General features: G+C 37.3%; 22 protein-coding genes. 13 read left to right on the top strand and 9 right to left on the bottom strand.

Annotated features, from left to right (window positions below; all coding sequences use genetic code 11):
* The first annotated feature begins 130 nt into the window (after positions 1 to 130).
* A complete protein-coding gene (locus HUS24_RS11070) occupies positions 131 to 298 on the top strand; it encodes a hypothetical protein (protein ID WP_173912066.1) in 168 nt (55 codons plus the stop codon).
* Between the two features lie 14 nt (positions 299 to 312).
* Here HUS24_RS11070 and HUS24_RS11075 read toward each other — a convergent pair whose 3' ends face one another.
* Entirely contained in the window at positions 313 to 852 is a 540-nt protein-coding gene (locus HUS24_RS11075) for a DUF924 family protein (RefSeq protein ID WP_173912067.1), read from the bottom strand.
* Between the two features lie 208 nt (positions 853 to 1,060).
* Between HUS24_RS11075 and gshA the strand changes: the two genes are divergently transcribed.
* Both gshA and HUS24_RS11085 read left to right on the top strand, forming a co-directional pair.
* Positions 1,061 to 2,638, top strand: coding sequence for a glutamate--cysteine ligase (gene gshA / locus HUS24_RS11080; RefSeq protein ID WP_173912550.1), 1,578 nt, complete (start codon positions 1,061 to 1,063; stop codon positions 2,636 to 2,638).
* A 33-nt stretch (positions 2,639 to 2,671) separates the two neighbouring features.
* Entirely contained in the window at positions 2,672 to 3,172 is a 501-nt protein-coding gene (locus HUS24_RS11085; protein WP_173912068.1) for a disulfide bond formation protein B, read from the top strand.
* Positions 3,173 to 3,235: 63 nt separating this feature from the next.
* Here HUS24_RS11085 and HUS24_RS11090 read toward each other — a convergent pair whose 3' ends face one another.
* Positions 3,236 to 4,567, bottom strand: a complete 1,332-nt coding sequence (locus HUS24_RS11090) for an alpha/beta hydrolase (RefSeq protein ID WP_173912069.1) — start codon at positions 4,565 to 4,567, stop codon at positions 3,236 to 3,238.
* A 236-nt stretch (positions 4,568 to 4,803) separates the two neighbouring features.
* Here HUS24_RS11090 and HUS24_RS11095 point away from each other — a divergent pair, with 236 nt between their 5' ends.
* Together HUS24_RS11095 and parE are read left to right on the top strand one after the other, a co-directional pair.
* A complete protein-coding gene (locus HUS24_RS11095; protein ID WP_173912070.1) occupies positions 4,804 to 5,382 on the top strand; it encodes a YqiA/YcfP family alpha/beta fold hydrolase in 579 nt (192 codons plus the stop codon).
* Between the two features lie 153 nt (positions 5,383 to 5,535).
* Positions 5,536 to 7,416, top strand: a complete 1,881-nt coding sequence (gene parE / locus HUS24_RS11100) for a DNA topoisomerase IV subunit B (RefSeq protein ID WP_173912071.1) — start codon at positions 5,536 to 5,538, stop codon at positions 7,414 to 7,416.
* A gap of 27 nt (positions 7,417 to 7,443) precedes the next feature.
* Here parE and HUS24_RS11105 read toward each other — a convergent pair whose 3' ends face one another.
* From HUS24_RS11105 to HUS24_RS11125, 5 genes are all read right to left on the bottom strand, one after another.
* A complete protein-coding gene (locus tag HUS24_RS11105) occupies positions 7,444 to 8,148 on the bottom strand; it encodes a phospholipase D family protein (RefSeq protein ID WP_065993859.1) in 705 nt (234 codons plus the stop codon).
* An 85-nt stretch (positions 8,149 to 8,233) separates the two neighbouring features.
* Complete coding sequence (locus HUS24_RS11110; RefSeq protein ID WP_173912072.1) at positions 8,234 to 8,974, bottom strand: hypothetical protein; 741 nt, start codon at positions 8,972 to 8,974, stop codon at positions 8,234 to 8,236.
* 127 nt (positions 8,975 to 9,101) lie between these two features.
* Positions 9,102 to 9,701: an OmpW family protein gene (locus HUS24_RS11115; protein WP_173912073.1), complete on the bottom strand. Its 600-nt coding sequence runs from the start codon at positions 9,699 to 9,701 to the stop codon at positions 9,102 to 9,104.
* A gap of 196 nt (positions 9,702 to 9,897) precedes the next feature.
* Complete coding sequence (locus HUS24_RS11120) at positions 9,898 to 10,413, bottom strand: GNAT family N-acetyltransferase (protein ID WP_173912074.1); 516 nt, start codon at positions 10,411 to 10,413, stop codon at positions 9,898 to 9,900.
* Between the two features lie 105 nt (positions 10,414 to 10,518).
* Positions 10,519 to 11,253, bottom strand: a complete 735-nt coding sequence (locus tag HUS24_RS11125; RefSeq protein ID WP_173912075.1) for an outer membrane protein OmpK — start codon at positions 11,251 to 11,253, stop codon at positions 10,519 to 10,521.
* A gap of 533 nt (positions 11,254 to 11,786) precedes the next feature.
* On the opposite strand from HUS24_RS11125, the gene HUS24_RS11130 reads away from it, so the two are divergent.
* From HUS24_RS11130 to HUS24_RS11160, 7 genes are all read left to right on the top strand, one after another.
* Positions 11,787 to 12,152 carry an HPF/RaiA family ribosome-associated protein gene (locus tag HUS24_RS11130; RefSeq protein WP_173912076.1) on the top strand — a complete coding sequence of 122 codons (366 nt, stop codon included), beginning with the start codon at positions 11,787 to 11,789 and terminating at the stop codon, positions 12,150 to 12,152.
* Positions 12,153 to 12,324: 172 nt separating this feature from the next.
* Positions 12,325 to 12,867, top strand: coding sequence for an ankyrin repeat domain-containing protein (locus HUS24_RS11135; RefSeq protein WP_173912077.1), 543 nt, complete (start codon positions 12,325 to 12,327; stop codon positions 12,865 to 12,867).
* Positions 12,868 to 12,879: 12 nt separating this feature from the next.
* Positions 12,880 to 13,647: a transporter gene (locus HUS24_RS11140; protein ID WP_173912078.1), complete on the top strand. Its 768-nt coding sequence runs from the start codon at positions 12,880 to 12,882 to the stop codon at positions 13,645 to 13,647.
* A gap of 93 nt (positions 13,648 to 13,740) precedes the next feature.
* The gene (locus HUS24_RS11145; protein ID WP_173912079.1) at positions 13,741 to 14,382 is read left to right on the top strand and encodes a glutathione S-transferase family protein; all 642 of its coding nucleotides are present in this window, start codon (positions 13,741 to 13,743) and stop codon (positions 14,380 to 14,382) included.
* 152 nt (positions 14,383 to 14,534) lie between these two features.
* A complete protein-coding gene (locus HUS24_RS11150; RefSeq protein WP_368033914.1) occupies positions 14,535 to 15,203 on the top strand; it encodes a DUF6585 family protein in 669 nt (222 codons plus the stop codon).
* Positions 15,204 to 15,319: 116 nt separating this feature from the next.
* Positions 15,320 to 16,600, top strand: coding sequence for a 3-deoxy-D-manno-octulosonic acid transferase (locus HUS24_RS11155; protein WP_173912081.1), 1,281 nt, complete (start codon positions 15,320 to 15,322; stop codon positions 16,598 to 16,600).
* Positions 16,597 to 17,310 carry a 16S rRNA (uracil(1498)-N(3))-methyltransferase gene (locus HUS24_RS11160; protein WP_173912082.1) on the top strand — a complete coding sequence of 238 codons (714 nt, stop codon included), beginning with the start codon at positions 16,597 to 16,599 and terminating at the stop codon, positions 17,308 to 17,310. The genes HUS24_RS11155 and HUS24_RS11160 overlap by 4 nt, the downstream gene beginning before the upstream one ends.
* On the opposite strand, the gene HUS24_RS11165 is transcribed toward HUS24_RS11160, so the two are convergent.
* Together HUS24_RS11165 and HUS24_RS11170 are read right to left on the bottom strand one after the other, a co-directional pair.
* On the bottom strand, positions 17,284 to 18,267 hold the full coding sequence (locus HUS24_RS11165; protein WP_173912083.1) for a mechanosensitive ion channel family protein: 984 nt from the start codon (positions 18,265 to 18,267) through the stop codon (positions 17,284 to 17,286). The genes HUS24_RS11160 and HUS24_RS11165 overlap by 27 nt on opposite strands.
* A gap of 104 nt (positions 18,268 to 18,371) precedes the next feature.
* A complete protein-coding gene (locus HUS24_RS11170; protein ID WP_173912084.1) occupies positions 18,372 to 18,953 on the bottom strand; it encodes a DUF805 domain-containing protein in 582 nt (193 codons plus the stop codon).
* Positions 18,954 to 19,244: 291 nt separating this feature from the next.
* Here HUS24_RS11170 and acs point away from each other — a divergent pair, with 291 nt between their 5' ends.
* Positions 19,245 to 21,188 carry an acetate--CoA ligase gene (gene acs, locus HUS24_RS11175; RefSeq protein ID WP_173912085.1) on the top strand — a complete coding sequence of 648 codons (1,944 nt, stop codon included), beginning with the start codon at positions 19,245 to 19,247 and terminating at the stop codon, positions 21,186 to 21,188.
* The last annotated feature ends 496 nt before the right edge of the window (positions 21,189 to 21,684 follow it).

The raw sequence follows: 21,684 nt of genomic DNA on the forward strand, positions 1-21,684 counted from the left end.
ATGGCTCAATAAATCTTGGTCTTCTATATTGCCTGAAATGGGTAGATAAATGATGTATTTCAAGCAGATTTTTGTTAAATCCATTTGAGGTATAATCATTTTAAATAACAGAGAAACTGAACAGAATAAAATGAAAAATATTGATTTTGAATTGGGGCATTTGGCTGGCATTTTAGATACATTTACATTGCTCAATACCAAGACGAATCATGATGATAGCTTTCAAATTATTAATTTAAATACAGCAGATCAAAGTCAAGATGGAAGTATTTCCCTCCATCTTGGTGTGTCCGATTAAGCAATGGCTCTATCTTAAAAACCACTATTGGGTTGTTTTAAAAACTCAATTTCTTGCGCAGTAGATTCTCGCCCTAAGATCGCATTGCGGTGCGGATAACGTCCAAAACGGTCAATGATGACTTTATGTTTTTGTTCAAAATCAAGATTAACAGGATTTGCCAAATCTTCAAAAAGTTGAAGAGCTTGTACATGAATCAGTTTAGACTCGCTGTGCATATACGGCATATATAAAAATGAGCGTTGTTCAGGACGTAAATCTTGGTCTAAACCTAAACGAATCGCTTCTTGTGCAAGGGTTAAAGCTTGTGCATCCTGAGCAAAAGCAGCCGCTTGATCACGGTAAATATTTCGAGAAAACTGATCAAGAACAATGATTTCAGCCAAACGTCCTTCAGCATTTTTACGCCAAGTATAAAGTTCAGCTTGTTTGGCTTGTTGTAAAATATCTGTAAAACGTGTTCGAAGTTGTTGATCAAAGTCATCACTTTTTGCAAACCAAAACGGTTGTGTTTCTGGGTTAAACCAAAAATCGAGTATTTCTTGATATTTCATAAAGATTCATATTCTTAACAATAATTCTTTCATCAAATCACAAATTTCACATGTCTAAAAGTCTAAGTTTGTGATAAAAAATTGCCGAAAAATGAATATTCCTTCTAAAAATACTTTGAGTATGCATGTATATCGATAATTCACGTTATACTTGCCGCCATCAAAAATATTTTATTTTAAAAACGTTTTTAAGATAAGCGAGTAAATGATGAGTCAATCTGAAGCCAATTCTCAAGCCATTCTGCCAACTTGGGTAAATGCTGAATTATTTCAAGGCATGTTACGTGGCATTGAGCGTGAAAGTTTGCGTATGCAAAGCAATGGCTTCTTATCTCAGGCAGATCATCCCAAAGCTTTGGGTTCTGCGTTGACGCATCCACATATTACGACTGATTATTCAGAAGCATTGATGGAATTTATCACGCCACCGAAAGCGAGTATTCCTGAAGCGTTAAATTATTTGGCAGATATTCATGCGGTGGTGCATCGTCATTTAGAAAATGGCGAAAAATTATGGCCTTTGTCGATGCCTTGCATGTTGGATGAACAAGAAGAAAATATTCGTTTGGCACAATATGGTTCATCAAATATTGGTCAGTTTAAAACTTTATATCGTCATGGTTTAGGGATTCGATATGGTCGCCGTATGCAAACCATTTCGGGTGTGCATTATAATGTGTCATTTCCAGATCATTTATTTGAACAATTACAACAACATGAAACAGATGAAAAATTAAAAGCTCTCAACTTACAGGATTATCGTAGTCATCGTTATTTGGGTTTAATTCGTAACTTTATTCGTCTTACGCCATTGGTCACGTATTTGGTCGGTGCAAGTCCATCTGTTTGTAAATGTTTTATGACTGGGCGTGAGCATCATTTATTGCCATTGATCAAAGGCACCTTGTTTACGCCGTATGCGACTGCCTTGCGTATGGGGCGTTTTGGTTATCAAAATTCTGCACAAAAACAACTGGGTATTCATTATAACAATCTTGAATGTTATGTTGCTGAGTTGCAAAAAGCAGTACATACCCCGTATGCACAATTTAGCCATTTGGGTTTAAATGATGAAGATGGTAAGCCGATTCAGATCAATGACCATGTGCTTCAGATTGAAAATGAATACTATAGCTTGGTTCGTCCAAAACAAGTTCCTCAAGCAGGGGAAACACCTTCTGAAGCTTTGGCAAATCGTGGTATTGGTTATGTTGAATTACGTGCGGTAGATGTAAACCCTTATGTAGCAATCGGGATTAATGAAACCACAGCAGGTTTCTTGGAAGTATTGGCGCTCTATTGTCTACTGAAAGATAGTCCTGAGCTTTGGGAAGAAGAGCAAGACCTGCTTGAACATAATCAAAATGAAGTGGTCAATCGTGGACGTGCGCCAAATGCAACCATCCAAGAAGGTGGGCAAGATTATCCATTAGCACAATGGGCAGAGCATCATCTTCAAGAAATGTTCGCTTTAGCGGATATGCTCAATCAAACTTATGCAACTACATTGTATTCCGATGCTTTAAAGGTCATGCAGGAACGTGTGCAAAATGTAGATGCGACCTTGTCTGCACAAGTGATTGAGGATACCTTACGACATGGGGGTACATGGAGTTTTGGTAGTGCTATGGCACATCAGCATGTAGAAAATTACCAACAACATGTATTAAGTCCTGAAACTTTAGCGTATTTTGAAGAGCTTGCGACATCATCATTGCAACAACAACAGCAACTTGAGCAAGAAACTGATTTGAGTTTTGATGATTATCTAGCCAAGTTTAGATGATGTGAATGAAATCAAAAAATTAGAGGAACAGCCATGCAATGGCATCGTTATCGCTTCGTGAGTGGTTTTTTATTTTTAGCAAGTGTGATCGGAATGGCATTTGCTTTGTATTTAGAGCATGTACAAGGTTTAGAGCCATGTCCTTTATGTGTATTCCAACGGATTGGTTTGATTGGTTTGGGCTTAATTTCCCTCATCGCATTTTTACATAACCCTAAAAGTAATGTTCTCAAGCGTATTTATGCTTTTTTAGGCTTGGCTGCAATCGGCTGGTCAGTTGCCATCGCAGGACGTCATGTATGGTTGCAAAATTTGCCACCTGACCAAGTCCCTAGCTGTGGTCCTGGCTTGGACTATTGGGTAGAAACATTACCGCTTAAAGCAGTGTTTGAAAATGTCCTGAAAGGTTCTGGTGAATGTGCCTTGATAGATTGGACATTTTTAGGACAATCTTTACCTGTATGGTCGCTGACATTTTTTAGTGTGTTGGCACTGATCAGTTTGTGGCAATTGTTTAGAAAATATCCTGCGTAAAATAAAAAATGCCAACGTCAATGTTGGCATTTTTTATTGATATTGTGCTGTTATGAATTTGGCTTAAGTTTCCACGATTCCTTGTAAACTTTCCAATTTAATTAAATATTTACGAATCTGTTCTTCTGCAATCTCATCATGATGTGGATAGAACCATTTGGCAATTTGTTCAGCCACATGCGGATGATACTGCAATTCAAAATGATTTAGACCATAGAAGACAGCTTTGTGGGATTCAGGCAATTTCAATTGAAATTTTGGGTTTGGATGTTCGCCTAGCGCACTTTTGACACTGACTAAATAATCGCCAATCACTTTTAAGGTACGATTCTTACGATTTTCAAACTCAAGCGTACCTGCGATTAAAAAAGTATTGATATAAGAAGGTAACGGTGCAGGTTTACGGTTGTCATCCATCAAGCCGATTCGTGCGTGATTATGCTCCCAATCATCATCACGGACACTACCAAAACGCAAATCTAAAATCCCATTACTGCGAATATTGACCACATGACTGACTAGTTTGACTAAGGGGAAATGTCCAATTTTATCTTGTAATGCAAAACCAAAACGTTCCAAGACCGCACCATGATGTGGCGAACCTAAACAGACCAAGTTTTCAACCATATGAATCCATTGGTGCATGTTTTGTTTACCATAGAACAATGCACTACGAGAAACTAAGCCGCCCATACTGTGTCCGATCAGATCAATACTGGTAATACGTGGATTATTTTTAACCAAATCCTCAAGCATGTTGGCTAAAGAACGACCATTGGCAGAAATACGGCGACCTGTATTGTAGTGCACATACAGCATGGTGTTATTGTCGCGTTGAGCAAGTAATTTTTCACCAATTCCGCCATTCCCACGACTACTCCAGTCTAAATGATTCATGCATAAACCATGCGTAAAAATCACCATACGACCTGCTAAGTCACCTTGTTGCACCGCACCATAATGGTCATATAACACAGTAGATAAGGCTAAGGGGTTGTGGGTTGCAAGTAGATAGTCACCTAAGACACCATTTAAGGCACTGACTAAAAAAGTGAGTGTTGGCGTTAAAGGTTTATTATGTAATTTTGGAAAATGTTCAATGACCTTACGCAAACTAGGCGCTAAAAAATAATGACCATAATTTTGTAATGAATTAAAACCAAATTGATAGATTTTCTCAACATAAGGGCGTGCTTGAAAACGCTTTGCCTTTTGCTTGCTTAAACCAAAAACACTCAGTAAAACTTCACGTTGCAAGGATTGAATCAAATCTTGTACAACGCCATTTACAGGGGTGCTTACCAATTGCGCCAAACCTTCTAATACATCCGCTTGGCTCGGAGGAGAGCGATCCCATTTACAATATGTTTCGTGTAGTGGTGTTAAACTTGCCATATTTTGTTATCCTCCATACGATCAAACCCATAAAAAGCATGCGTGAGATCAAGGCTTATATCCTTATGATGTCATTCTATTAATCATCTTGAAACCTATCTAGGATACTGTTTCAAGTTATAACGCAACGTTTTTTTGTCGGACAATAAAAACAGCGTTACATAATTTATAACATTTTGTGACTCATGTCACATTAGAAATTATATGAGCTTTTTTAGATTTGCAAATGGTTTTAGATGAATATTATCTATTTACACGGTTTCCAAAGTAGCCCCCTTTCTATAAAGGGGCAACAGCTTTATGAATATAGTCAATACCTTAGTCAATGTCAGGTGCATTTACCAGATTTAAATTACCCTCCCAATCAAGTGACAAATTTTGTCTCTAAAATGATTGAGGAGCTGGATGACGTTGCTTTGGTCGGGAGCAGTTTAGGTGGTTTTTATGCAACACAACTCGCTGAAAAATTTAATATTCCTGCGGTATTGATCAATCCTGCTGTACAGCCTTGGGTATTATTTAGAAAATTATTTGGAATAGAGCAGTTACCTTATCAAGTCAATGAAAAATGGACTTTAGATAATACACAGCTTAATTTCTTAGAGCAGACGGCGATAAAAAAATTACAACATTCTGAAAATTTTTTAGTGTTATTACAACAAGGTGATGAAGTTTTAGATTATCGTGAAGCACAAGCTTTTTATAGACCAAATGCTTTTGTGATTACAGAAATGCAAGGCAACCATGCCATGGAGGATTTTGCAGAAAAAATCCCGATGCTGATCGAGTTTTTGTCTGGTTTTTATCAAAGTTAATTCTAGAAAATATAGGCTTAGTTGGACTGTTATTACGTCACTGACTGTCGTATTAAGCAACGAAGATAACAATCAAGGCTGTTTTTTTAGTAAAAATACGATACTGTACGCCCTATACTATTTTATTGAATTTGAAAAAGGGAAACTTGCAACGTGACGCAATATACAGCCCAATCTCTTGAAGTTTTATCGGGTTTAGATCCTGTACGCCGCCGTCCGGGAATGTATACCGATACCACACGTCCAAACCATTTGGCACAAGAAGTTATTGATAATGCTGTGGACGAAGCACTTGCAGGGCACGCCAATAAAATTACGGTTACCGTTTATAAAGATGGATCATTGTCCGTAGAAGACAATGGACGCGGGATGCCAGTTGATATTCATCCAGAATATGGACAAAGCGGAATTGAAATTATCCTCACCAAACTGCATGCAGGCGGTAAATTTAGTACCGATAATTACCAATTTTCAGGCGGTTTACATGGGGTGGGTATTTCAGTTGTAAATGCTCTATCTGATCGTGTCGAAGTAGAAGTTCAACGTCAGGGCAATCTCTATAAAATGGCGTTCGAACATGGTGAACCTGTCGCGGCACTTGAAGTTTTAGAAGGCAAAGCGCCTAAACGTGCATCAGGTACAATTGTTCGTTTTTGGCCTGAAGCAAAATATTTTGATTCACCGAAATTTGCACTGAAAGCTTTAAAACATAATTTAAAAGCCAAAGCTGTATTAGCTGCTGGTTTAGAAATCAATTATGTTGACCAAATCAATGATGAAAAAATTCAATGGCAATTTGAAAATGGTTTAGTCGACTATTTGATGGATGAAGTCCAAGACCGTGAGATTTTGCCAAATCCTGCTTTTGTCGCCAATGGTGAAGCAGAACGTGCCAGTGCTGAGTTTGCAATTTGTTGGAATGTAGATGGTGGCGAGCAAATTCAAGAAAGCTATGTAAACTTGATTCCTACTGCACAAGGCGGTACGCATGTGAATGGCTTGCGTTCAGGTGTCACTGAAGCATTACGTGAGTTTTGTGAATTGCGTAATTTATTACCCCGTAATATGAAGCTGTCTGCTGAAGATGTGTGGGATGGTGTCAATTATATTCTGTCGTTGAAATTGCAAGAACCGCAATTTTCAGGGCAAACTAAAGAACGTCTGTCGAGCCGTGAAGCATCGAATATTGTATTAAATATTGCCAAAGATGCCTTTACTTTATGGCTCAATCAAAACTCAGAAACAGCAACACAACTGGCTGAAATGGCGATTGCCAAAGCAGGTCGTCGTTTAAAAGCAGCGAAAAAAGTTGAACGTAAAAAAATCGTTTCAGGGCCTGCTTTACCAGGGAAATTGGCGGATTGTGTCGGGCATACTTTAGAAGAGTCTGAATTGTTTATTGTGGAAGGTGACTCTGCGGGTGGTTCAGCCAAACAAGCACGTGATAAAAATTTCCAAGCGATCATGCCGATTCGAGGCAAGATTTTAAATACATGGGAAGTATCTTCGGATGAAGTTTTGGCTTCTCAGGAAGTGCATGATATTGCGATTGCCATCGGTGTAGACCCAGGCAGTGATGATTTATCAGAATTGCGTTATGGCAAAATTTGTATCCTTGCCGATGCTGACTCGGATGGCTTACATATTGCGACTTTGTTATGTGCCTTATTTGTTAGACATTTTCCAAGTTTGGTGGAAGAAGGGCATTTGTTTGTCGCCATGCCACCATTGTTCCGTATTGATGATGCCAAAGATGTGCATTATGCACTTGATGAGGATGAGTTAGAAACGATCTTAAAGAAAGTAAAATCTAAAAACCCACAAATCACGCGATTTAAAGGTTTGGGTGAGATGAATGCGAGCCAACTTCGTGAAACTACGATGGATCCAAATACTCGCCGTTTGGTGCAGTTAGATTTGGATGATAGTCAGTTTACTGCAGGCTTGTTGGATAAACTCCTTGCGAAAAAACGTTCTGCGGATCGTAAGCATTGGTTAGAACAGAAAGGTAATTTAGCGGATTTAGCCGTTTAAAATTGAAAAAGCCCGAAAGGGCTTTTTCTAAATATCCATGTTTTCAGACCATAAAAAATAGCCACCATATTGGCTTGATCTAAATTCTCCACCAATATTTTTACCTTGATCTGTTAAATAGTGTTTACCATTTTCATTCAATGTCAGAAAACCAAGTTCAACAAATTTATCTAAAAGCTCATTGGTTTTAATTTTATGTTTTGCTGCAAGTTTGGAAGAGGTTAATTTACCTATATTTTCACTTGGAGTATTTGAGTTTGGCGACTCTTCAACTTTTTCTGTTTTCACTTCATCCAATGAAATGCGGACTTCATCACTGATTCGAATAATACGCTGTGCTTCTTCATAAGCATCTTTGTATACATCAATATCATCGTCTTTTTTAATAAGAATACCCATTTCATTGTTATTTACTTGGCTAAATTCATATAAGTTTAGACTAGAAATAATACAACTATCTTCATTTAAATAGCATTTCGCATGAAGATTTTTGCAAAAACTAACTCGAATATAATCAAGTTGTTGCATCCACTTTATTTCATCAGGATGTAAATCACTTTTGCCATAAACGATACGAATATCAATTTTTAAACGATTTTTATCTTCTAAAAGTTCTTTAATTCGATCATTTAAACGTAAATATGGACTGATTAAAATTAAGCGTTCTTTTGCATTTTTAATCAATTCTTCTAAGAAGAAATTGGTCGCACTGGTATTTAAAAACTTTGCCATGTGTATCCCCCTGCAATTTTAAATTATTATGTTGCAATTAAAGCATATTTTCTGGGGATTCACTTATAGGGCAATGGATTTAAATTTATTTCTCCACTTTATAGTATGTACCACCTGCATAAACATTATGTCCAAAACCACAACCTGACTCACCATCAACCTGTTTAACTTCAATATAATTCCCTAAATTTTTATCTGCTTTAAAATCAAGCTGAATTGTACAATCTTCATATTTATAGATCGCACGTTTTTGATTTAAAGCAAAAGTCGTATCAAACTCACCCATATTTGGGCCATAAATAAGACTTCTTAACCCCATATATACGCCCGAATAGCTTACGTTGTAGCCTTTTTTGCCACGTTCAACTGTAATATGATCCCATTCACCAAAACCTGCATAACTGACATATTCCCCTGATAAATCATTTGAAATTTTAGGTTTCACAAGATTTTTTAAATTAAACTGATTGGACTTTGCATTTTTGTTGATCATTAGCCATGTTCTTGCCCACATGGGTTTTCCTAATTTGGCATACGTCAGTGCCACATTATTTTGTGCCGTAATCACATTATTTTCAGAAAATTTAACAGAGGTTTCATCTGCATTACTCAGACAAAAAGATGTCCACGCTGCTTGGGTTTGAAAATGTTCTAAGGCTTTTTTATAATTTTTTTGGTCATATAATTTTTTGCCTAATGCTGCTTCAGTCTTTACTGCTTGGCATCCTTGCTGTAAGTCTTGTTGAAAAGAGGAAGATTCAGCATGTGCATTTTGCAGGACAGAAAAAGAGAATATAGCACTCGAAAAAATAATGATTTTTTGCATTTTTATTCAACATTAAAAATTTTAAATTGATTATTTATAGCAAAATATCTGAGCTTATACTGTCAAAATTTGAAAAGACAATGAAGCCCTTAGACTTCATTGTGGGGAAAGTTACAGCCTAAAAATTTTAAAATTTATAACCGAGTGTCAGTGTATAGAGCATTGGATTAACATCGCCACTACCGACCTTAGTACCATTAATTTCAATATCAGAATTGACATCAATATAGCGAATTTCTGTACCTAAGCTTATATTTTTATTGATGTTATAATCCATACCCAGCGTTGCGGCATAGCCAAAAGAATTACTGATATTGAGCTTGTCATTGCTGATCAATTTTTCATTGAAGTAATAGGTATAATTGACCCCAGCACCGACATAAGGATTGAATTTTCCATCTGGATTGAAGTTATATTGCACGCTCAAGGTTGGTGGTAAATAACGGGTATAACCAATTTTTTCACCATTGCCATAGATACGATGCTTTGGTGCAGTTCCAACCAAGAGATCTACAGCGACATTGGGGGTGACAAAATACAAATTAGATGCAGTTAACGCATAACTTCGCGAAATACTGGTGGCTGTACCATCGTATAAATTGCCTGGGTGGTCTTTTGGCTCAATCAGCGTCACCCCTAAACGTGCTTTAAATTTACTCAGGTCTATTTCAGCATAAGTATTGGAAAATGCAGTTAATCCTAGGCAGAGTAAGATACATTTTTTCATTGTCATCTCCATGAATATCAAAAAACAACGATGGATTCCTTATCGTTGTACGTTTAGATAGTCAAGAAACATGCCATAAATGTTATTTAATAAAAATCAGTAGCTTATATTTTATATAAGACAATTCTCTAAAAAATAATTCAGCAATTGCTGAAAGTGATTTTTTTTATTTTCATGCTTTGCTGAATTTAAAAAATCAAATCATTTCAGTATCTAATACGAGTTGCATTAAAACTAAATCACGCCATTGTCCAAATTTTTGTCCAACTTGCGGCATATAACCTGTTTGTTGAAAGCCTAAAGTTTGATGCAGTTGAATAGACGCGACATTTTTATGGTCGATTGCTGCGATCATGACGTGAATATGGTTTTGCTGCGCATGTTCGATTAGCTTTTTTAATAACAGTTTGCCTAAACCTTGTCGTGCAAATTGTGGGTCAATATAAACTGAATGCTCAACTGTTTGTTTATAGCCGTGAATTGCTCGAAAACTGGCATAATCTGAATAGCCTGCAATACGTTGAGTTGAAATTTCTTCCGCAACAAAAATAGGAAAATTTTGGCTTTGTAATTCATTCCACCAGTTTTGATAATCCTCTAGACTTTTCTCTTGACTGTTCCATGTCGCTAAGCCTGTCGCGATTTCTTGATTATAAATTTGCATAATATGAATTAAATCGTGTGCTTGGGCTGGGCGAATTTGAAAATTCATAGCAAATGAGAACAATAAAAAAATAAGGGATTCAAAGATTTTTACGCTTTTGAAAATAAAAAAGCAAGATCGAAATCTTGCTTTTAAATCAGAATATTGTGTGAATTAGAAATGATATTTCACTAAGGCACTTACGTCATTTTGGTCAACGCCTTTGATACCGTATTTGTTATTCCAAACAGAATGTTCGATACCAACATAAAGTTTGGTTTTAGGTGAAATGTGTTTACCTGCATTCCATTTCCACTGCGTTGTCCAGTTGAGTTCGCTGGCATGATCATCTTCAGCAGTTGACCAGTCTAGGAAGCCATCAACAATGAAGTCTTCTGAACCTAATTTAAATGGCACGCCATAGGTGATGGTCATTTGATAATCATCATCTTGTTTGTCATTGTCAGCTTTATAGAAGTTAATGCTAGCAAACTGTGTATAAGGAATAGCAAGGTCAAAACCAACACCATATAAGAAGTTGTTGAATTCTTGGTTAAGGTCGTAGCCTGCGTTATGTTCCCAAGTCGTTGCGATGAGTACATCTTTGACTGGACCAAAAGACATTTTTTGACCTGTTACTTCACCCAAACTTAAACGAGGTGATAATTCAAAATAGGTATTTTGTTCATCATCGCCATCGAGTTGGTGATCTACGAAGAAAAATACATCAGCATATTTCAATTTTGCTGCGTATTCAGCCGTAACCGTTGTACGATCTCCAGTACCTACTTCATAGTTTTCACCATAAAGACCAGTTAAGCTGAAATCTTGCCATACAATAGGATTAGCCTGAGCCAAAGTTGCAGTTGAAGCCAGTGCGCATAGCGCAGCAAAGTGTGTAAATTTCATGAAAATATCTTCCCCCAAGAAAGCGTAACAAGGATACAGATTCTTAAGCAAAAATAAAGCCGAAATGCTCGAAAAAGTGAATTATTATGTAATTTTCGAGCTTTTAAAAAGCCCTAAAAAAGGAGAATATTACTCGGATATTAATACCTGTTAAACTGCGCAAGTATGTTTTTTAAACGATTTTTAAATGTGTGAGAAGTGTAAAACTATAAAGTAAAAAAGATAATTAAATCATTAAATTAGAAAATAAAGTAACAACTTGTCATTTTTCATATTGTTTTCATAAATATTTTCAAAATCCCCTTGCATATTTTTCAATATAGCCCGATATTGAAGATATAAGGACACGGAAATTTCTCCAAAGTGTTCATCATTCATGATGGAGGTTGCGACCAAAATTCAAATGAAGATGTACTCAAAGCTGAAAGATCAGCAAGAACCCAACGTGCCAACATAAGAAAGTTTTGCACATACACATAAATGATTTTTTAAATTTATTGAAAATATAAAATTGTTAGAAGAGGTTGATATTTATGAACATTGAAATCCGTACAGATAAAAATATTCAAAATAGTGATCGTTTAATTACATATGTGCGCGACGAGTTAAATCAAGAATTTCAACGTCATAGTGAGCGTATTACACAATTTTCGGTTCATATCAGTGATGAAAATGGGGACAAAGGCGGTGATGACGATATTCGTTGCATGATCGAAGCGAAAGCTGCTGGCTTAAAACCTGTTGTTGTTACACATAAAGCTAAAAATATTGATCTTGCATTACATGGTGCGATTGATCGTATTAAACGTAGCATTGAACATGTGCTTGAGAAAAAAGAGAACCCTCGTGGTGGAAAACTTGAATTTAGTGATTCTGATTTAGAAGCTGGTGAAGCTTAGTGAAGAAGCCCCGAAAGGGGCTTTTTTTATGGCTGAATTAAAAGTTTTGGTCATAAAGCAACAAAAAATGGCATAAAATTTTACAAAATCAGCAGGCTAATAATTACTTGAACTATCCTTTTTATTTTTCGGCATAATAGTCATATATTGAAACCCAAAATGAGATAAGCATATGCTGACTGCGCCACAACAAAACTTTTTACAGGCTATAGAAGCATTAGACCTTGAACAAGTAAAGCGACTCTTGGCAGAGGGTTTAGACCCTAATTTTATTGAACCTGAGAAAGGGCCAGCAGTATCCGTTTGGTCAGATGGTTTATTTCAATGGTGGGAAGTTGTATGCGAGGCTTATGAAGCAGGTCAACCATTAAGCGCAGAGCAAAAACAAGCACAGTTACAAGTTCATTTAGATATTTTAGAGCAACTCATTCAAGCGAAAGCTAATTTTCATCTTTGGGACGCAGAAGAGTGTTATGGTCCACTTTGGGATGCTGCAAGTGCTGCATGTGTTCCTGCGGTGAAACGCTTGCTAGAACTCAAAGTTGATGTAAATAGCAAAGATGAAGAGGGAAAAACGATTCTTACTTCGATTTGTGATTTATTTTTTGATCAAGATTTTGATCAAATTGATTGGTCACAGGCTTTACCTGAAGAGAAAGAAACTTTAGAGTTATTGCGTAGCCACGGCGCCAAAATGTCTAAAGAATTAGCTTAACTGAGTAACAGTATGACAATACCTAATAAAATCATCATGATGCTTGCAGCAAGTGTGAGCATGAGTAGCTTTGCTGCAGAGTTTTCATTTGACCGTCCTGGTGCTGGTTTTAGCACAGGCATCACCCCAGTCGGCCAAGTGGCTTGGGAACAGGGCTTACCGACTGCAAGCTATACAGAAACTACGATAGATGGCGCAAAGGCAAAAACGGTAACCTTAAATGGCGATATGTTACTGCGTACAGGTTTGGCATCAGGTTTAGAGCTCCAATTGGGTTGGGCAGGACCTGCATGGACACAAACTAAGTATAAAGGTGAAAAAATTGATGATGATGGTTTGGGTGATGTCAGCATCGGTTTAAAGAAAGCGATTGATTTAGACGATGACAAACTGTCTATGGCTGTCTTAGCGCAAGCGATCATCGCAACAGGCAATGACGGTTTTAGCAACGAAGATGATATTTATAGTGTAGGTACTTCACTCGACTATAAATATAACGACTTAGTCACTACAGGTATTACCATGAACTATGCTGTACAAGATAGTGACTGGTCTGTGACTGCGATTCCAACAATTGGTTATAAAATTGCAGGAAATTTATCAGGTTTTTCTGAGTTTATTTACCGTAAAGGTGAGAGCGAAGATTACCAATATGGTTTGGCTTCAGGTCTGATTTATACGTTGAATGATCGTACTCAACTTGATGGTAGCATCGGAGTGGATTTAGACGGTCAAGATCGTAGTTATAATGCAGGATTTGGTGTTTCATTCTTGTTCTAAATAAGCACTTGCAATGCAAATTTAAACAGAGCAGCATGATGTTGCTCTTTTTATTTATCTAAAAATATCAAAAATAAAATATAGGAAAATAAGATGGATTTATATATTGGAAATAAAAACTACTCGACTTGGTCGATGCGAGCGTGGTTGGTACTCAAACATTTTAAAATCCCATTTACTGAACATGTTGTTCCTTATGATGATTTTTTACCTGAACAAAATTTCAAACAAACCTTAGCGAAAATCACACCTGTAGGTAAAGTTCCTGTCTTAAAGCATGAGGATTTGATCATTTGGGACACGTTGGCGATTTGTGAATATTTAGCAGAACGATTTCCTGAACGGCATTTGTGGGTGGATGATTTTAAAATGCGTGCTTATGCACGTGCGATTTGTGCGGAAATGCATAGTGGTTTTATGACCTTACGTAACTTTTGCCCAATGAATATTGCGCAAGATTTAAGTGGGCTTGGGCAACAACTTTTTCATGCAAATGTAGATTTACAAGCAGAGATCAAACGTATTGATGAGATGTGGTCACAACGTCCAAATGAAAATGGTTTTTTATGTGGCAATGAATTTAGCATTGCAGATGCTTTTTATGCACCCGTAGTCATGCGTTTTAAAAGTTATGGCTTACCTGTTAGTGAAAGTAGTCAACACTATATGCAAACGATTTTAAATGTACCCGCCGTACAGACTTGGATGAATGAAGCTTTAAAAGAAAGTCTGTAATTGATTTTATTATTCTAAAAAGCTCTATTGTTTAACCAAAAAAACGATATAAATATTTAACTCATATAAAATTTTTATTTGCTGACTATTGCAACAACTAGATTAATAATGTTGTAAAAATTTAGAGAAATGATTAAAACTTGGGGAAAATAATGCGAAATCGAATCACTGTAAAATATAGACAAACCTTTATTTTAAGAATTATGGCAACGAGTATATTGTTGTTCATCGCTTTTTTAGGGTCATCAGAAACACTGGTTGTGGGAGTGAGTATGTTGAGTCTTATATTGGTTTGGCTGTGGGGTTTTAAAGAAAAAATTATTTTGTCACCCCATGAACTGCGTAAAGAGAGTTTATTTGGCAGTATTTCTGTACCATTAAATGCACGAACTGAATATTTTTATAAATTTGTACAAGTGAATATACAAGGTATTCCTACAGGTCAGCATACTTATATTACTGTGAAAAATGGTCATCAACAGGTCAAAGCCAACAGTAATATTAAAGATGTGGAGGACTTGAGAGAACGTTTGATCCAAATCGAGTTGAAAAATTTACAACCGCAAATTGAAAAATCCCTACAGGAAAAAAGTAGTCTAACTTTTGGTGCGTTAAAAGTTTCAGCCTCAGGCGTTGCCTATAAAAATAAGATGTTAACCTATAGTGAAATAGAAGATTTCGGCATTGAGAATGGCTTTTTCTATATACGGAAAAAAGCTGTGCGAGGTAATTTTTTTAAAATTGCAGTATCTGAGATTCCCAATATGACCACTTTTTTTGCCTTGTTGGATTATTATATACAACAGAAAATGGTGGCTTAATCTCTAAACTGATTGAGTTAAAAATGATCTATATTGTATCAACTTAGGTGAATAGATTAACAATTGAATAATGCTCTGTTATATTTGCCCCTTGATCTTTATGTGAGAAATTTTGCTTGGCTACTCCTTTTTGGTATAACACAGCGCTTGCGATCGTCAAACCTTTGTATCAATGGCGCATCAAAAAACGTGCAACAGATTTGGCAGCATACCAACAGGAATATCTTGAGCGTTTTGGTCCTTTTCAAACAGTAAAAAATACCCAAGCAATCTGGTTTCATTGCGTATCAGTGGGCGAAACCAACGCAGCACAACCCTTGATTGAGCATTATTTAAAACAAGGACATGCTGTTTTGGTCACCAATACCACCAAAACAGGTCAGGCACGTGCTAAATCCTTATTTTTAAAACCACCTTTTGAATCATTATTTCAGGCTGTCTATTTACCTGCAGATCAAAAATATCTAATCGTTGATTTTTATCAAAAATATCAACCGAAATTATTAATTTTAGTAGAAACAGAACTTTGGCCAAATTTGATTGATCAAGCCAAACAATTTGCTGTGCCATGTTTACTCGTCAACGCTCGACTTTCTGAGAAATCAGCCAAAGGCTATGGCAAAGTCCCGAGTTTGATCCGTCCAATGCTGCAAAAGTTAGATCGTGTATTGGCACAAGATGCAGCAACGGTACAGCGTTTTATTGCCTTAGGTTTATCTGAGAATGTTGCCAATGTCGTCGGCAGTATTAAATTTGATATTTCAGCACCTGATATTTTTATTGAAAAAGCACAGCAGTTACAGCAAGAGTGGAATTTAAATTCACGTAAAATGATCACCCTCGCCAGTACCCATGCACCTGAAGAACAAAAAATACTTACAGCTTTAAAGCCATATTTACAACAACGACCTGAATTAGTGTGTGTGGTCGTGCCTCGTCATCCTGAACGTTTTGATGAAGTTTTTGCAGTTGCACAAAGTTTGGATTTAGTCACACAACGTCGTAGTTTACATGAGAAGATTCAAACCAATACGCAAGTGTATTTGGCAGACAGTATGGGTGAGTTATGGCAATGGTATGCTTTAAGTCAAGCCTGTTTTGTCGGTGGTTCTTTGAATGAGCCGGGTGGAGGGCATAATATTTTAGAGCCGATGGCGCTACATGTGCCGACTGTGATAGGCGAAAATTATTTTAATTTTCAAGTCATTGTTGATGAGTTTTTACAGGCAGATGCGGTCAAAGTTGCAGCGTCTGTTGAAGATGTAGTAGCTGTACTTTTGCGTTGTGTCGATGAGCCAGCGTTTGCACAACAACTCACTCAGCATGCAGATCGTGTGTTGAATCAAAATAAAGGTTCTTTGCACAAGCATATTGCAGTGATCGATACCTATTTATGAATATCGTCTTATTAGACCCACGACAAACGCAGTCTGAAACATGGACGATCACCTCAAAAAGACAACTTGAGCATTTACATACACATGTTGGGGTTCAGGTTGGAGATACTTTAAAAGTTGGTATTTGTGAAGGGAAACGTTATTTAACTGAGATTGTAAATATTTCAGAAAACACTATTAAAATTAAACCGATTGAACAGCAAAGTGTTCCTGCTAAATTACCTGTAACTTTGATTGTGGCAATGCCTAGACCCAAAGTTTTGCGCCGTTTGATCATGGATGCTGTGACCTTAGGTGTAGAAAAAATCATTCTCCTACATAGTTATCGGGTGGACAAAAGTTATTGGCAAACGCCATTTTTACAACAACTTGAGCATTATGTAACTTTAGGTCTAGAGCAAGCAGGCGATACCACAGCACCGCAAATTGAACTGCATAAACGCTTTAAACCTTTTGTCGAAGATATTCTACCAACTTTAATAACTCAGGAAAAACCTGCTTTTGTGGCGCATCCTTATGTCACAGAAAAAATGCCTAGTGCAATTGATCATGCATGCACGATCATCATTGGACCTGAGGGTGGTTTTATTCCATATGAGATTGATTTACTGATTAAAAATGGCTGCCAAGCTGTGAGCTTAGGCAGCCGTATTCTCCGTACTGAAACTGTGATTGCTTATGTGTTAGGGCGTTTGTTTGGCACGACCTGAATCATCATCTTGATCCGTTTCACCACGATAGACTTTGACTTCCTGAACAGGATAAGGAATTGAAATATTATGCTCTGCAAAAGAGCGAACCACTTCCTCTTGTACTTTGCTTACGGATGCAGAGGTCGTGGTTTCAGTGGTATTCACCCACCATTGTACTTTTAGATTTACTGAAAAATCTGCCAAAGCCGTGACATTGACACTAAATACAGGCTGGCTAAGAATGGTTTGGTCATGATCCAAAATTTTCAGGATAATGTCTTTGGCTTCTTGAACATTATCTTCATAGCCGATGCCGACCACAAATTCACAGCGACGACGTGCATAGGCGGTATTCACAATAACAGCACTGGTATAAACCGTTGCATTTGGAATCACGATACGGCGACCATCGGGAGATTGTAAAAAAGTCGCACGAATCTGAATATCTTCAACCGTCCCTTCCATGTTATTGACCACGATGGTATCGCCAATTTTAAAAGGTTCACCTAGTAAGATCAAAATACCTGACAACATGTTTTGGAAAATGTCTTTGAAGGCAAAACCAATCGCAACTGAACCAATTCCCAAAGCACTCATTAATTGACCGGGGGTAAAACCAGGAATGGCAATCACCATGGCGATCAGAAAACCAAAGAAAATGATAAAGGTACTACCGACCCGATTCAGTACCAATACTAAATTTTGTCGAGTATAAGAGCGATTTTCTAAAGTTTTGCGCACAAAAAATTTAAATACTTTTGAAAGTAACCAGAAAATAATCAGTACCACAAACGCAATGCAGAAATAAGGCACACGCTCCCAAAAACCATCCATAATCTTGTCGATGGTGGTATAGGCATCATTATATTTTGCGGTATGTTTAATGACCGTTGCAGCAGTTTTTTCACCTGCATCATGTAGCAGTTGCGTAGTGTCTTGGGCGACTTCACTTAACTTGGTTGATTCTTCAGCCACTATAAAATCCAATAAGAAGGTTAAATTATTCTGTCTTAAATTTTGACAAAATAAACTGTAACAAGGGGAGTTTTGACAATCAGTCGAATAACTGTTGTGTTTCGTTAAAAATACGCTGTGCCTTGTTGAATGATTTCACTCGGGTTCTCAAGTTCACCCGTGCCAATAAAATAAGAAATGGCACTGCCTATCGCTAAAATACTCAAGAGACTGACTAAAATCAGCAGCCAAGCAATCAGTTTTTCAATCCCAGATGAAGGACGTGGATGTCCATAGCGATTATCATTTGGATCACCTGATACAAACAGTAAATACAGCGCAAAAAAGAAATTCACCACAGGTAAAAATAACAACAAACACAACCAACCTGAATGATTTCGATCATGTAATCGACGAATGATGATCACAAAATTGAAATAGATGTATAGGAGCAATATAGCCCAATATCCTAGCCCAGCTAAACTGGTTAAGGCATTGAAATGATTTGCATTGAATGCCAAACTATTAACGTTAAAAATTCCCAAAATTAAGCTGAGCAGCAACAGCATTGTCATAAAAATAAAATGCAATAAGCCATACCATGCAATATAACTTAAGCGATTAAAGCGACCATTTACAGAAAAGGGGCGATCTACAGGCGCATTTTGCTGTCGAGAAAAAAATGGTGCAGAATTTTGAGAGGGCATAATAAAACGTCTTCAAAGCACAGTTGAGTAAAAAAACATAACAATTCGCGGGTACACACGAATAGCGCTAAATTATAAGATCAAAAAAGTACCAGAGATATTGAAAATTCGGATGTTTTTGCAAATGACGCAGCAATTTCCGATGATTAAAGTGGACACCCCATCTACGACCAAAGCACAATTGCTATGCAAAATATACTATCGTAATACTGAAAACATGCAGCAAATAAAACCAATAACGTAGGCATACATCCCGTGATGGGATGACAATATCAAGGAAGGAAGTAGAATATGAAAGAGATCTATCCTGTACCAGAACAATTTGTAAAAACAGCAAGAACCAATGAACAGCAGTATTTTGAACGTTATCAACAGTCTATTGATGATCCTGATACGTTTTGGGCAGAAGCTGCAAAAAAACTGGATTGGATCAAACCATTTACCAAAGTCAAAAACACCAGTTATGATCAAGATAATTTTAAAATTGAATGGTTTGCGGATGGACAGCTCAATGTCAGTGCAAACTGCTTGGATCGTCATTTAAAAGAACACCCACTGAAACCCGCTATTATTTGGGAGGGCGACCATCCTTCACGACATAAAATTATTTCTTTTGAAGAATTGCACGATGAAGTGTGTCGTTTTGCCAATGTCTTAAAAAAACATGGAGTTAAAAAAGGTGATCGTGTCGTGTTGTATATGCCAATGGTACCTGAAACGACCATTGCAATGTTGGCATGTACACGGATTGGGGCAGTGCATTGCGTGGTATTTGGTGGTTTTTCACCAGATTCATTGGCAAGTCGAATTGAAGACAGTCAGGCAAAATTAATTATTACTGCGGACTCAGGACTGCGTGGTGGTAAGCCTATTCCGATCAAAGAAAATGTGAATGCCGCTTTGAATTTAAAAGGAACGGAATCGGTTGAAACGGTGTTGACGGTATATCGCACAGGTGAGCCAATCGAGATGAAAGAAGGGCGTGATTTGTGGTATCACATGGAAATCATGACAGTGACCGATGACTGTCCACCTGAACCGATGAATGCTGAAGATCCGTTATTTATTCTGTATACATCAGGCTCAACAGGTAAACCCAAAGGTGTATTACACACTACGGGTGGTTATCTGACTTATGTAAATTGTACCTTCCGTGAAATTTTCGATATCAAACAAGATGATGTGTTTTGGTGTACTGCTGATGTGGGATGGATTACAGGACATTCCTATGTGCTGTATGGACCGCTTTCTAATGGGACAACTACTTTAATTTCTGAAGGTGTACCACAATATCCAACATGGGCACGTACAGGGCATATTGTCGATAAACATCATGTCACTATTTTATATACTGCACCAACAGCCATTCGCGCAATGATGCGTGAGGGGGATGCATATATTCGTGAAAGTGATCGGAGTAGCTTACGTTTACTGGGTTCGGTAGGAGAGCCGATCAATCCAGAAGCATGGAATTGGTACTATACGGTGGTGGGAGAAAGCCGCTGTCCGATTGTGGATACATGGTGGCAAACGGAAACAGGGGGTATTCTCATTTCACCTTTACCGGGTGCAACTGCACTCAAACCGGGTTCTGCGACACGTCCATTCTTTGGTGTCCAACCTGCTTTGGTGGATGCTGATGGTGTTGAGCTTGACGGCGAAGCGGAAGGGAATTTAATTATTAAAGATTCTTGGCCGGGGCAAATGCGGACCATTTGGGGGGATCCTGAGCGTTTTATTGAAGCATATTTTTCTACTTATCCGGGAAATTACTTTACAGGTGATGGCGCACGCCGTGACAAAGATGGTTATTACTGGATCACAGGACGAGTAGATGATGTACTGAATGTATCTGGGCATCGCTTGGGTACAGCAGAAATAGAAAGTGCGTTGGTTGCGCATGCGTTGGTTGCGGAGTCGGCTGTGGTTGGTATACCGCATGATATTAAAGGTCAGGGTATTGCTGCGTATGTAACTTTACAAGCTGATGCGACCGAAACTGATGAGTTGCGTAAAGAGCTGGTGGATTGGGTACGTAAAGTTTTAGGACCTGTGGCAACACCTGATGCGATCTATTGGGCACCTGCACTGCCTAAAACTCGTTCAGGCAAGATCATGCGTCGTATTCTGCGTAAAATTGCAGCCAATGAGCTAGACAGTTTAGGCGATACTTCGACTTTGGCTGATCCAAATGTGGTAGACCAATTAATAAAAGAAGTACAAGCACATCCATAATTTTAAAGTTTAAATCTGTGTTGAATACCGTTAGAGCATTTCTAGCGGTATTTTTTTATAGCATATTTTATAATTTTAGAGGTGGAACATAGCTCAAGATCACACCAGTTTTAGATACGTGTATCATTGATTTAATTTTTTGTAAAAATCACACAACTATTTAAATAAATTACTAAGAAAAATACAGGATGTAACTTACACAACAGCCAATGTTTGTTTTTGTACTGATGTAATATCTTGTTTAAATTTTAATATTTTAAAATCAGACAAAACTAGTCGGAATTTCATACGTTTACAAAAATTTATATAACATCATAATTTTTTTAAATTTTCATTTTTGCATAGAATTATTTTATTAGATAATAAAGATAGTCTCATAAAAATGAACAAATGTCTTTTAAATTGACCTACAAAAAATTCAAGTTTAAAAAGAAAAATAATATATTGTTATAATCAAATGTGCGTGAAAAGTGCCATTTATTTCAAGTAAAAATAG

Source organism: Acinetobacter sp. Marseille-Q1618, from assembly GCF_902809855.1.
GTDB lineage: Bacteria > Pseudomonadota > Gammaproteobacteria > Pseudomonadales > Moraxellaceae > Acinetobacter.